The organism is Streptomyces sp. NBC_01216, assembly GCF_035994945.1.
In the GTDB taxonomy this organism is placed as follows: domain Bacteria; phylum Actinomycetota; class Actinomycetes; order Streptomycetales; family Streptomycetaceae; genus Streptomyces.
Genome location: NZ_CP108677.1, coordinates 5,099,658 through 5,112,046 on the forward strand (window position 1 = coordinate 5,099,658; position 12,389 = coordinate 5,112,046).

The following is a 12,389-nucleotide window of genomic DNA, read 5'->3' on the forward strand; positions in this document are numbered from 1 at the left end:
GGCGCAGCCGGCACGGTGAGGCCCTCGGCCGGATGCGCCCAGAGGTGTCCTGTGAGCCGGTCCCGTATCTCACGCAATGGCGCCGATGGCGTCGCAGTCGGGTGACTTTGGCCCCGGCTGCAGCGCGCCAATGAGCCGTACGCAATGATGGAGACGGCCCGTGAATACCACTCCTTCGAACAGCACTGGGCCACGAGTAGAAGGAATCCCTCATGAATGACGTCTCGACACAGCAGGAGAACCTGCTGACCCTATGCGCGCTGCACCATGATGGCGCGACCGTGGACTGGCACGTGATCGCCCGTACCTGCCAGTCGCAGGCGGGGCTGGAAGCTCTCCAGGCCGGGGAGATCCCCGAGGACTCCGTCGCTGCCCGCAAGTCCCTGCCCGTCCTGCGGGGCGGCCTCGAAGCCCAGGACAAATCGCGTGAACGCGTGGCGTCCGAGCTGGCGGCGGCCGAGAAGGCTGGGGCCCGGCTGGTCACCGTCCTCGATGAGGAATATCCGGCGAACCTGCGGCTGGTGCCGAACCTTCCCCCGTTCCTGTTCTACCTCGGGGAACTGGAGCAGCGTGATGCCCGCTCGATCGCGGTGGTCGGAACCCGGGGGGCCTCTGAGGAGGGTCTGCGCCGGGCGGCCCGTATGACGCGGGGCCTGGTCGAGCACGGTGTGGTGATCTTCAGTGGTCTGGCGAAGGGCATCGACACCGCTGCGCACAAGGCGACGCTGGAGGCTGGCGGGCGCACCCTTGCCGTGATGGGCACGGGTATTGCGGCACGCGTCTACCCGGCGGAGAACAAGCCGCTGGCGGAGAAGATCGTGGAAGACGGAGGGGCGATCCTGTCCCAGTTCTGGCCGACGAGCCCGCCCGCCCGCTGGACGTTCCCACGCCGCAACGTCGTCACCTCGGGCGCCAGCATGGGCAGCGTGGTCATCGAGGCGTCCAGCACCTCCGGCGCGAAGATGCAGGCCCGGATCGCGGCCGAGCACGGCAAGCAGGTGTTCCTGCTCCGCTCGCTGGCGGCGACCCAGCCGTGGGCGGCGAAGATGATCGCCGACGGCCGGGCCGTAGAGGTCGCCGAGCTGAACGATGTGATTAAACGCCTCGGGAGTCCCGAGCGCGTCCGGAAGGCAAGCCAGCAGCGTATCCAGCTCGCTCTGGCGGGCCTGTGACCGACGAACTTCCCCAGCCACTCGGATTCCCCCACTGCGCCCGCTGCCCCTACCGCGTCAACGGCACCCCACGGATCTGCGGGGACTGCGCCGGTAAGACTCTCAAGCCGATCCCTGACGATCACTGTCCGGTATGCTCCCAGGTCCTCAAGCCCAACGTGCCCTGCGTGAACAGTCTGTGCGGCTGGCAGCAGGGCCGGGCTCGCTGGAAGCGGAGCATCACCCGGATCGACGCGGTCGCCCAGTACACCGACCCGTTCAGCTCCACGCTGCGACGGTTCAAGGAGGTCGCTGGTCACGAGCCGTGGGGAGGGATTTTCGGGCGTCTCCTCGTCGGCTGGATGGAGACCCACGAGAGTATCGTGTCCGACATCGACCTCATCATCGGCAACCCGACCCACGCCGAGCGGCAGCCGTTGCAGCACATCGAGACGATCATGGCTGCTGCGTACGTGGCGGACGCGCTTGGCTGGTGGCCCCTTCCGCATCCCGAGAAGCCAGTGCTGCTCAAGACGAAGGCGACCGTCACGTCCAAGGACAAGGGCTTCACTGCCAAGGAGGAAGCGGCGTGGGAGCACGTCATGGCAATCCAGCGGAGTCCTGCTGTCGACTTCAAGGGCAAGAAGATCCTCCTGATTGACGATGTGTGCACCACCGGGCTCCAACTGAACTACCTGGCCTATCGGCTGCTGGCCTCTGGAGCGGCCGAGGTCCGGGGTCTGGTCCTCGCCCGGGTTCCCTGGCGGTACTGACCGTCAGCGGCGGCCCTGCACCCCATCCGGGTGCAGGGCCGCTGTCGTTTTGAGGCGCCGCCGACGTCGCCTGCTCCGAGACGTGTCAGGAAGACGCCTTGGCCCGGGTGGCGGGGCGTACGGATGCCTGGATGCAATCCGCGGTGAGGTCGAGGCGTTCGGCGGTGTGGACGGCCATGACGAGGACTGGGCTACGAGCCACGCCTTCCCCGGCTGGCTGCACACCGAGGAACGGAGGGTCAGTCCACCTCTTGTTCGACGGAGCAGGATTGGTCCGCCGCCTGGAAGACGCTGGCCATAGCCTCGGCCCACGCTGCCGCCGGCTCAAGGTCCTGGCCCGGAGCGCTGATTCGCGCTCCGGGCTGGCTCTTTGAGGCGTGCCCTGCACGCAGGAGCCACTGAACAAACGCGGTACGAGCGTCGGGGAAACAGACCCACGCGAAGCCCGCCAGCCCCGCAGCAATGACCTCGACTCCCCCAGGGCCCTCCAGCGCCATCGGCGTAGGTCGGCATTCCTGCCTGGCCCGGTCCGCGACCTTCAGCGCGATCTCGTAGAGGCCGGCCCAGTCGCCAGGAACGATCGCTGGCGAGTCAACGGCGCCGGGGATCTTCCTCCCGGGGTACAGCGTGACAAGTTGGACAGGAGCATCGTCCTCGATCTTCCACGCAGCCGTGACCTGCTTGGTCTGGCCGTTTAGACCGACAACCGGAGCACTGATCTCGAACCGGAGCTGCTGTGTGTCTCCATACGCTCGGTTGTCCCTGAATTTCTTCGGCTCGGCACCATGCAGGGCCGAGATCAGCTGGATCGCGAGGAGTCTCCAGTTGCTCTGCTCGATTCCCAACTCTTGTTGGAAGAACCTCGCCTTCGAGCCGCCATCGGGATGGGCAAGGTTCAGGGCGTAGTCATGCAACTTGCTGCGCAGGTCGTCCACCAGGGGCTGCTGACGGCCTACCGTGAAGGACAGGCGACGTTCGGCTTCCTGGTACTCATGAACGAGCGCCGCGATCGACTCCTGGTAGGTCCTGCCCCCAGAAGAGGCGAGGGCTCCTAGCGTCACCGGAGCCTCGGACGGAAGCGTGGCGGGGGTCCACGGAATCTGGCAGTGGTGCTCAGCGATCGGACGTTCTCCCAGGCCGATGCCATCCACCGCCAGCCCCGCGAAGAGTTCCTCCGCCGAGATGCCCTCCCCACCCGGGTGATCCACGCGCCCCCGCGAGTACCTCCACTCGGGAAGCGGGGAGAACACCTCTTGGTGGAGGGGGTCGTTCGGGCCAACCTCGATCGCACCGAGGTACCAGCTAAATGCCCGCAGCTGGTCGTCCAGCGGTGCCCGCAGCTCGCTCGGCAGCCGCGAGATCACACCAACGTAGACATTCGATGTCCCGAGAAGCCACGGCGCGTGGGCACCCAGCGTGCTCCAGCGGCCTTCGCTACCCCGGCACAGAGTGGAAGCTGCAGACCACAGGAGAAGCGGATCGCGCGCCAGCGCCAGCTTGCCGTCGGACGAGGAACTCTCCCAGCGGAAGCTCGGCAACAGGAGCGAGCCCCAGTACGTCTGGAACTGGCATCGCCGGGGCTCATCGACGGTGAGGATGGCAGAGAGAATCGCCCGCTTGATCTGCGGGCCGTACTCGAACTCACGCGACACAACAAAATCGTCCGCGCTGACAAAGATGGCGATGGGTGCCTGGTGAGAGATCGCCGCTGCGGATGCTTCAGTCATGCCCGCCAGTATTCGCGACGGTCGGAGCGCCGACCACACCTGTGACATAGACCAGGTACGGATCGAGCAATCCGGCAGCCGATCAGCGCGGTTCAGGGAGCCCGCCCCAGAGACGACCACGACGCAACGGCCGAGAGTGACCACATCCGCTTGTTCCTCGCCGGGCAAGACGAAGACGTCGCGGCGGGGCCAATCCAGGCGGCCCCTTCCTTGTAGTGCCCGTCCGCAGGTCAGGTGCCGGAGGGATGGGGAGAGCCACTGAGCAGGTCTGGGGTTACCCAGAGCAGGGGGTGGCCGCTTTCAGAGGGCGTTAAGTCCGTTTCTGGTAGCGGCCTCGTCCGGGTTGGGTGAGGAAGCCTTGGCGGGTGAGGCGTCCGAGGCGGCTGCGGGTGATGTTGACGGCTGCCTCGTCGGTGGGCATGGCGAGGAGTTCGTGCAGCTCACGGGCTCGGAAGACCTGGTCGGGGTGCTGGTTGAAGACGTTCACGATGGCCTGGTAGGCGGTGTTCGTCTCGGGCGGATCGGGCTCGCCTCCAGCCGGTGCGAGTTCGGCGATGACCTTGGCGGTGGTGGCCAGGTCCGCGAGCCGTGCTTCGGTCTCGGCCAGGGCGGCGGTCAAGCGCTGGATCTGGTCGCGTAGTCCAACGGCCCGGGCGGTGGTCTCGTCGTGCTGGGCCTGGAGGTCGGCCAGGAGCTCGGTGACGTTCACGCGGCCAGCCCGAGGGTGTCGCGCCAGGCCGGAGACGGTGTGGTGAGGCGGCGGGTCATGTTCGCGATCGAGGCCCAGTAGACGCGCGAGGCGGAGGTGTCGGGCCGGTGGTCGTACTCACGGGCGAGGCGGCGGTGCAGCATCAGCGTGCCGTTGACCTGCTCCACGATCCACCTCTTCGGTTGCGGAACGAAGCCTTTGCCCTGATCGGCCCGGTTGCGGCGGACGATCTCGACGTCGATGCCGGCCAGGGCGCCGTGGATGAGGACCTCGTCCTTGAAACCCTGGTCCACCAGGGCCTTCGCCAGGCGGTTTCCGCACCGCTCGGCGGCCTGGTCGAGCAGGGCGGTCCCGGCGGTGTTGTCGTGGGCGGAGGCGGCGAGCACGACGACGCCGATGACCAGCCCCATTACATCCACGGCCAGGCCCCGCTTGCGGCCCGACACCTTCTTGTGCGCGTCCAGTCCCGTCGTGGTCTTCGGGACACCCGCCGCGGCGCGGACGGACTGGGTGTCGATGATCACGAGGGACGGGTCCTCTAATCGCCGGGCTCTCTCCCTCACCTGGCAGCGCAGGATCTCCTGGATCCGCTGGTCGAGACCGTCCTGTCGCCACAGGGTGAAGTAGTAGAACACCGCCGACCAGGTCGGCAGGTCGTGGGGCAGGTAGCGCCACTGGCAGCCCGTCCGGTTCTGGTAGAAGATCGCGTTCACGACTTCCCGCAGGTCGCAGGCCCCGGGATCGCCGGTCGCCGACCGTGCCACCCGGTCCTGCTTCCAGGCCGTGATCATCGGCTGGATCAACGCCCACTGCTCGTCCGACAAGTCGCTGGGGTACGGCTTTCTCTCCATGGCCGCATCTCAGCATGGACATGCCCAACGGATGTCCACTGTGGCGATCAGTACCACGATCGAGCGATCACGAACCGAGGAAGATCGGACTTAACGTCCACTCAGAGAGCACCATCAGCTCTCGCCTGCCTGATCAATTCCGTTCCCGGAGAGCCACTGCGCCGATGATGAGCGTCGTCATGACCCTGATCTCTCCCCGTGCAGGATGGCTGCCCTGGCCGCCCAAGCCAGGATGCTCTGCCCGCGCATGGACAGGCCGAGCCGGTTCCAATGGAAGATCACGTGGTAGCTGAGCACCTGACGCAGCCCGCGATCGAGCGTCCCGTCCTGTACGCCGCGGGCGAGTGCTTGGCCGGTGCTGCGGAAGGCGGCAGCCCACTCGGCGATGGGTTCCAGCGGGCCGCCGGAGCGCAGCAGGGTGTCGCTGTCGGCGAGAAGCAGGGGACGGATCTCCTGCGCTCGGGCGTTGAGTCGTTCCGCCGGAACATCGCCGATGGCTGAGCGGTGTTCCGTCGTGATGACCCGGTCCCAAACATCGCCTTGCTCGTACCACTCTAGCCGCGCCGCACGCATCATGATCGTGCACAGGAGAACGGACAGCTCCCTGGGCCCAACGGTGAGACCGCCGTGCTGTCGCAACTTCTGGATCTCGTGGCTGTCGGTGACGAACAGGGAGTGCGCGGCCGTCATGCTGGACTCCCCGCCGAACGCCGGAGTCTCCGGTTCGTAGATGCCGGGCCACCAGCGCTGAAGGTTCCCGTCGGAGACGAGGCGGTCGAAGTGGTCCCCGATGCCCAGCTTGGCGCCGCCCGCGGGCTGGACGCGGATGCGCAGACGCCAGCAGGGGTGCTTTCTGGTGTACCACCAGCCGCCGATGAGACCGGCGGTCTCCGCCTCCCGTAGTAGAGGCAGGACGTGTGCGGTGAAGGTCTCGTCGGCTTTCGTCCAGTCGGTGAAGTGGAGGTACACCTGCCACCAGTCGACTGCGGAGGCGTGTCGAGCCAGGGCCTCCCGGCCGCCTTGGTCGTAGACCGCCACAGCGTCGGAGAGGATCGCCGGTTCCATCCCGTACTGGGCTGCGACATCGGGGATCGACATGCCGGTGAGGGCAGCGGCGACCGCGCGCTGGATCGGGCTCGGCTCCGTCAAGATCAGTTGATCAAGAGACATGCGTCCCATCCGGTGATCGGGGCCTGCTGTGAGGCGTGGGTGGTCAGGGCGAGCGCGGTGCCAGCGTCACCGTTGATCAGGCCGAGCCCGGGAAGGCCGGGCTGGGCGTTCGCCGCGAGGGAGTCGCCGAGGCTCTTCGGGAGGGTCCGAAGACGAGGGTCGAGGGCATCGGCGGCGGCGCGGGTGGCGGTCTGGTAGATACCTGCCCAGCCGTGGCACAGGCCGGAGTCGGTGACGTGCGCGAGCTGTTCGGGGTCGGTCAGGGCGCAGTACAGCGCGTCCTCGTAGAACGCCTGGACATCGGGGGCGCGCAGGGCGAGCCCGGCGAGTTGCCCGGCTCGTGCGATGCCCGTGGTGCCGTAGCACCAGCTCGGCCGGCTTGGAGCGTCGTGGTGCGGGCGCCCGAGGTCGAGGTCGCTCCGCGAGATGTGCTCGGGCCACCAGGGACCGGAGGGATTGAGCTGGCACCACGCGTCGAGGTGTTCGCAGATGTTCCAGATGGCTTCGCGGTGGCCGCTTACGGTGATGCCGCGGCGCATGGCCTGGGCCAGCAGGAGGAGCGGGCCGGTGATGCCGTGCGCGGCACCGAAGTTGCCGTGGCCGCCCGGGAAGTGGGCGGACTCACCGCGGGCCGGGTCGTGGCGGACCCACCAGCCCGGCAGGCCGCGGCCGTCGGGGGCGAGAGGGCGGGTCAGGGCAACGAGGTATTTCAGGACTCGTTCCAGGGACAGCCCTTCGGGGTCGGTCCGCAGGAAGTACGCCCCGATGCCGGTCAGGCCGTAGAACAGGTCGTACTCGGCGAACGTGGGCAGGTCGCCCTTGCGGATGCGGGTGAGCGCGGCGTCCACGCGGCGGTGGGTCAGATCAATGATGTGCTGGTGCAGGGTCCGCCTCGCCGGTTCGTACAGGTGCTGGAAGGACGGCGGGACGGTGGTGAGGACGAAGCCGAGGGCGGGGGCGCCGAAGAACAGCCCCACGGTGTCGGCCGCGCTGATTTGCCCAGCCGCAGCGGCGGTGATCCACCGGTGTGCGGGACGCCAGGAGCCGCCGTGACGACTGGACATCTCGACGTGCAGCAGGCTGATTCCGGCGGCGCCGTCGGCGAGGGACTGCACCGCCCAAGGCTTGTCCCGGGGCAGAGGAGCGGGTTGTGCGAGCCGGGCGGTGTACTGCTCCAGGATCGCCGCAGTGGTGACGGCCGGCGTGGTCATCGGGCCGCCATCCGGTGCTGAACGGCGGCGGTCCGTACGAGCCGGATCGTGGTCTCCTCGGCGCGCGGGTCGACGCCCAGGGCCCGGACGTGGTGCTGGTGCAGCAACGACCGGACGACGTCGAGCGGATCACGCTGACTGGTCAAGGCCGTCCGGTAGGAGTCCACGGCGACGGCGCGGGCCCGCCAGGCTTCGGCGACCGCAGGGCCGCCGGGGAGGGCTGCGAGCACGGAGGCGCCGTTCGGCGCGGCGAGTTCGAGCACCTGGGTACGCAGAGCCCGGTCCAACCGCCCCGTGCCCTGCGGGAGGGTGCGCACCAACCACTCCTCGGCCGCCGCGGTGTCCGGCGCCAGGGGGGTGACGAGGTGCAGGGCGCTGGCCGCGGCGAGGGCCTGCGGGGCGAGCGCGTCGGTGCGCTCGGTGAGCTGGATCTGCGCGAGGGCGGCGGCGGAGTCCGCTGCGAACACCTGGTGCGCGGCGTCCATGGCCTCCGCGCCGCCGAAGCGCCCGGTCTGCGGCTGGTAGGGAGCCAGGACGAGCCCGGCCGCCAGGCCAGCCCCGTGCAGGCTGTCCGCCCACCTACGGACGTGCTGGGCGGCGGCCCCGTATGCGTCCGGCGGCAGGTGCAGCGTGAGGTCGAGGTGCTGGTCGGCGTCCGGGCGGGCCATCACCCGGTGCCGGGTGAACCACCAGACCGGCGGGGTGTCGCCGAACGCGGCGAGGAGGCTGGGCAGGTGGCGGCTCAGGATCTCGTCGTAACGGCGCGGGTGGGCGTGGAGCTGCGCGAGCAGGACGTCACCCGCGCCCGGAAGGCGCCGCCCGGGGGCCAGCACCGTGGCTGGGCGCGGCCGGGGCACATCGGCGGCGTCCGACTCCAACCGGCCCAGGGAGAGCCAGATCTCGTGTGCCCGCCCGATCCAGCCGTGGGCGTCTGCGTCTGGCACTTCGCGCAGCTCCAGGCGCCGGGCGTTGTCGAGGTGCGCGCGCAGGACCCGGCGGTGAACCGGGTGGGACAGGTCGAGGGGGAGACGCTGGTCGTAGTCGATGACGGCGACCTGCATCGGGACCCGTAGCCGGTCCCGCCAAGCGGTGAAGGCGTCCTCCCACTCCTCGGTCGCTGCTTTGCGGCCGGGCAGGTCGTCTGCCATCAGCAGCCATCGGGCCTGCGTGAGGATGGTGCGGCGGTAGCGCACCCGGGGGAGGAACGGGAGCCGGGAGCCGGCGCCGAAGTCGAACGGCTTGTAGGCGGCGAACCGCCCGTTGGCCACTTCGGCTAGGAACCGGGCCAGTGGCGGGGTCTGCGTCCCGCCCTCCAGGGCGTGCAGGACCCGCACGTCGATGCGCCGGCCGGTGGAGAGCTGCACGAGGCGGAAAGTGCGCGGGTCTGCGGTGACGGCGATGTCGGCGAGCGGGATCGTCGCCTCGTCCGTCTCCTGGTGGCCGGACAGCTCGATGACGTGTGGCAGCAGCCGCGGCGTGCGGGTGACGTTCTCGTTGCGGTGGCGGCGCGGCGGGAACACGAGCTGCGCCGTGAGGCCGTCCGGCGCCCCGTCGTACGTTGCGGCGAGCGCGTCCTGCTGCTCAGGCGGCAGGACGTGAGCGAACCGGCCCGCCATGCTGCTGCCGGGGCGGGGGACCGCGGTGAGCAGGAGGTCGAAGGTGCCGCTGGACAGTGCCCGGGTGCTGGGTGAGTGGACCTCGAAGGCGGTCTCCACCCGGGGCACGAACAGCCGCTCGTCTATCCCGGCGGACTTCTCCAAGCGGTCGACTATGTCGTCCGTTAGCCGCAGCTCACGGCCGCCGTCCAGGAGGACTTGCTGTACCAGGGCGAGTAGCAGTTCGTCGCGGTCGGTGCGCACCTTCAGGGCGGCGCCGCGTTCGGAGCCGACGTATCCGGCGGGCAGGCCGAGGCCGCTGTCGGCGACCAGGTCCATCACGGGCACCAGGGCGCCGACGCCGTACCGGGCCCGGAAGCGGCGGTGGTAGTCACGCCAGTGCTGGTAGCCGTAGGGCTGCGGGGTGGTCCGGTAGAGGGCTGACACGGCTGCTTGCGCTTCCGCGATCACGGCCTGCGGGAGCTGGGTCTCGCAGTCGAGGGCGGTGTCAATGAGCAGCGGTGTCGGGGTGACGGTGGTGAGGTCGCGCATTCGCGCGGCGACGGCGCTCACGCTGGTGTCGGAGAGCGTCGGCTGGTGGGCGGACACCTCGTCGCGCAGGGCGTACAGCGAGTGGACCAGGTCTCGCACCTCGGGGACGTTGTCCGCTTGGTGCGCCTCCAGTTCGCGGCACAGGTGCTGGAAGGCGTCCACGGTGGTCATGGGCGCCCACAGGCTGGTGATGAGGAACTGCTGCTCGACCAGGCTGGTGAGAAGGGTGTCGATCTTCTCCGGCGTGGCCTGCGGGAAGCGGTCGTGCAGGCGGCTGTGGAGGTCGCCGTAGGGGATGGGGGCGCGGGCCGCGTCCATGGCTGCGGTCACCGGCCGGGCGTTGCGGACGGATATCTCGACCGGGGCCAGGAGGACGGCGTGGCCGTCGGAGGGCGGCCCTGGCGCCACGAGCCGGTCACCGCGGGCGCGGGCGGCGTTGTTGGCGACGAGCGGTAACCGCTTCAGCAACGCGGGGGTGCGCTGGAGGCGGAGCACCATGTCGGTGACCCATTCGGCGTCCGGCCGGATCATCGCGCGGTGCTTGTCGCGCCACCGTGCGCTTGCCTGGGGCCCGACGGACACGGGGGCGGTGCCGGCGAACAGGCCGAGCGGGGTCGGCCGGTGTTGCCACCGCAGGAGGTATGCGACGGTCGACAGCGCGGTGCGGCGGACGTGACGAGGCTCGGTCTGCCGGCCCCGGACGACTGCCTCGATGGCGTCGGACAGGACGGGGGTGGCGAGCTCCAGCGCGCTGCGGAAGTCCTCGCGCTGCCAGATGCGGTTGAGCCATCCGCGGGTGACGGCCACGTTGTCCACGTCGAGGGTACGGGGGATGTCTGCCGGCCCGGGGCTGGTGGTGGCGCGCAGCATCGCAACGCCTTGCCATAGGTATCCGGCGGCTGCTCGGGAAGCCATGAGGCCCTTCCATGAGGCGGCGCGGGAGGGGAGAGGGCCTGTGGGCCGGGCGAAGCGCTTCGCCCGGCCCACAGGTGCGGGATCGGCCTGGATCAGGCCGGGTCCTCGGTGAAGGAACCGCAGGCGGAGGCACCGTTCGCACAGGTGGTGCCGCAGCCGTCGCCCGTGGTGCACATGAGGTGGCCGTACGAGTGCTCGGCGATGACGACCCTCACGTCCAGGGGCGCGAAGTCGTCGTCCAGGTCCGCTGACGCCGCGGGCGCGACGGGGGGCGGGGCGAGAGTGGCGCTCGTCATGATGTGCCCTTCTACTCGTTGGGGTGGTGCGGGATTACCTGGCTCCCGGTGTTATGCCGAGGGCCAGGAGAGCGAGATCCGGCTGTGCACCTTGTCGATGACGCGGTCGGCCGGGATCTGGTCATCGGGGGTGCTGGCCGGATAGACCCGGATGACCGGGCTGGGGCCACCGCGCCGGTTGGCCTCCCAGTCGCGGAGCACGCCGGCGATCTCGTCGGCGAACTGCTCCGCGTGCGGGCCGAGGGCGTGCACGCCGTACTCCAGGTGCTTGTTGTCCTCGGTGCGGCGGGTGACGAGGTAGGCGAATGTGTCGTCCTCGACGGCCGCGAGGGCAAACCGCTTGTTCACGGGGGCGACCAGGCCCGTGTCCGAGTTCTCATCGACGGCCATCGTGCAGAAGCCCGGCAGGCTAATTGCCATCGCCATCTGAAGGGTGTCGATGAGTTCCTGGATGCGGACGGTGACGCCGGTCCACAGCTCGTGGCGCGGGAACGTGACGGCGTTGTCGAGCCGGTGCGGGTCGGCCGGCAGGCCGTCATCGAACTTGAGCCCGATCTCCGGGGTGCCGTTGACGAGGAGGAGTTCTTCCCGGTGAGCGGTCGAGCCCTGCATCGGGACGAAGCCGCAGATCCGCGCCGACTCGCTCTCCAGGTAGCGGCCGTGTTCGCCCTCGACCTGGGTGAAAGCGACCGACCGGGTCAGGCCGCGCATCCGGAGCGGCACCACGAGCCGGCCGCCCTGCTTGAGCTGCGCGGTCCAGGCCGGGGAGATGTCCCAGGCCCCGGCGGTCACCATCACGATGTCGACCTCGCCGAGGTCCGGGACGGGCTCGGCGGCGTCGGCGGTGACGACGTGCACCCTGCCGTAGCCGTGCTCGTCGAGGAGGCGGCGCGCGCGGTCGGTGACGCCGGGGTCGATGTCCACAGTGACGACTTCACCGTCCTCACCGACGAGCTCAGCGAGGTAGGCCGCGTTCAGCCCGCCCGAGCCGATCTCCAGGACCCGCATCCCGGGCTTCACCTCGGCCTGCTCCAGCATCATCGCCTGGATCTGTGGCGCCGAGACGGAGCTGAGCTGAACGCCGTGCTCGTCCGTCTTGGTGATCACGGCGGCGTACGTCTCGTACGCCTTGTCCAGCGGCGTGTCGGCGGGGGTGAACGCGTGCCGGGGCACCTTGCGCATCACCGCTTCGATCTCCGGGGAGGAGATGTTGCCGTCCGCGCACAGCTCGTCCACCACCTTGTTTCGCAGGCGGCTTGCCTCGTCGGGCTCGACGGTCGTGTTCGTCATCGACTTCCTTCGGTCGTTCGTGTTCGGGGGGTGAGTAGGCCAGCACTGCGTGCCGGGGGCGGGGAGGCTATCGGCGAACGCTCTCCGTTCTCGTCGGACCGCCGAAGGTTGGCGGATTCGTGTTGGACGGCGCGCGAGGCTCTGCGCCG

At 69.3% G+C, this 12,389-nt stretch carries 10 protein-coding genes; 2 read left to right on the top strand and 8 right to left on the bottom strand.

The window, feature by feature from the left end; genetic code table 11:
• Positions 1-212: 212 nt before the first annotated feature.
• Positions 213-1,172, top strand: coding sequence for a DNA-processing protein DprA (locus OG393_RS22730; protein ID WP_327376529.1), 960 nt, complete (start codon positions 213-215; stop codon positions 1,170-1,172).
• Between the two features lie 167 nt (positions 1,173-1,339).
• Positions 1,340-1,924 carry a ComF family protein gene (locus OG393_RS22735; RefSeq protein ID WP_327376530.1) on the top strand — a complete coding sequence of 195 codons (585 nt, stop codon included), beginning with the start codon at positions 1,340-1,342 and terminating at the stop codon, positions 1,922-1,924.
• A gap of 239 nt (positions 1,925-2,163) precedes the next feature.
• Here OG393_RS22735 and OG393_RS22740 read toward each other — a convergent pair whose 3' ends face one another.
• From OG393_RS22740 to fxlM, 8 genes are all read right to left on the bottom strand, one after another.
• Positions 2,164-3,651, bottom strand: coding sequence for a DUF6883 domain-containing protein (locus tag OG393_RS22740; RefSeq protein WP_327376531.1), 1,488 nt, complete (start codon positions 3,649-3,651; stop codon positions 2,164-2,166).
• Between the two features lie 310 nt (positions 3,652-3,961).
• A complete protein-coding gene (locus OG393_RS22745) occupies positions 3,962-4,360 on the bottom strand; it encodes a hypothetical protein (protein WP_327376532.1) in 399 nt (132 codons plus the stop codon).
• A complete protein-coding gene (locus OG393_RS22750) occupies positions 4,357-5,211 on the bottom strand; it encodes an IS5 family transposase (RefSeq protein WP_327376533.1) in 855 nt (284 codons plus the stop codon). Before OG393_RS22750 ends, OG393_RS22745 begins: the two co-directional genes overlap by 4 nt.
• 177 nt (positions 5,212-5,388) lie before the next feature.
• Entirely contained in the window at positions 5,389-6,360 is a 972-nt protein-coding gene (locus OG393_RS22755) for a thiopeptide-type bacteriocin biosynthesis protein (RefSeq protein ID WP_327376534.1), read from the bottom strand.
• A gap of 2 nt (positions 6,361-6,362) precedes the next feature.
• Positions 6,363-7,592 (bottom strand): lanthionine synthetase C family protein, encoded by a 1,230-nt coding sequence (locus OG393_RS22760; protein WP_327376535.1) that lies wholly within the window; start codon positions 7,590-7,592, stop codon positions 6,363-6,365.
• Positions 7,589-10,654 carry a lantibiotic dehydratase gene (locus OG393_RS22765; protein ID WP_327376536.1) on the bottom strand — a complete coding sequence of 1,022 codons (3,066 nt, stop codon included), beginning with the start codon at positions 10,652-10,654 and terminating at the stop codon, positions 7,589-7,591. The genes OG393_RS22760 and OG393_RS22765 overlap by 4 nt, the downstream gene beginning before the upstream one ends.
• A gap of 92 nt (positions 10,655-10,746) precedes the next feature.
• Positions 10,747-10,950, bottom strand: coding sequence for an FxLD family lanthipeptide (locus OG393_RS22770; RefSeq protein ID WP_327376537.1), 204 nt, complete (start codon positions 10,948-10,950; stop codon positions 10,747-10,749).
• 51 nt (positions 10,951-11,001) lie between these two features.
• A complete protein-coding gene (gene fxlM, locus OG393_RS22775) occupies positions 11,002-12,240 on the bottom strand; it encodes a methyltransferase, FxLD system (protein WP_327376538.1) in 1,239 nt (412 codons plus the stop codon).
• Positions 12,241-12,389 lie beyond the last annotated feature (149 nt).

Coding starts and splice junctions, on each gene's coding strand:
- OG393_RS22730 (WP_327376529.1), top strand. CDS start 213: ATGAATGACGTCTCGACACAGCAGGAGAACCTGCTGACCCTATGCGCG.
- OG393_RS22740 (WP_327376531.1), bottom strand. CDS start 3,651: ATGACTGAAGCATCCGCAGCGGCGATCTCTCACCAGGCACCCATCGCC.
- OG393_RS22750 (WP_327376533.1), bottom strand. CDS start 5,211: ATGGAGAGAAAGCCGTACCCCAGCGACTTGTCGGACGAGCAGTGGGCG.
- OG393_RS22760 (WP_327376535.1), bottom strand. CDS start 7,592: ATGACCACGCCGGCCGTCACCACTGCGGCGATCCTGGAGCAGTACACC.
- OG393_RS22765 (WP_327376536.1), bottom strand. CDS start 10,654: ATGGCTTCCCGAGCAGCCGCCGGATACCTATGGCAAGGCGTTGCGATG.
- OG393_RS22770 (WP_327376537.1), bottom strand. CDS start 10,950: ATGACGAGCGCCACTCTCGCCCCGCCCCCCGTCGCGCCCGCGGCGTCA.
- fxlM (WP_327376538.1), bottom strand. CDS start 12,240: ATGACGAACACGACCGTCGAGCCCGACGAGGCAAGCCGCCTGCGAAAC.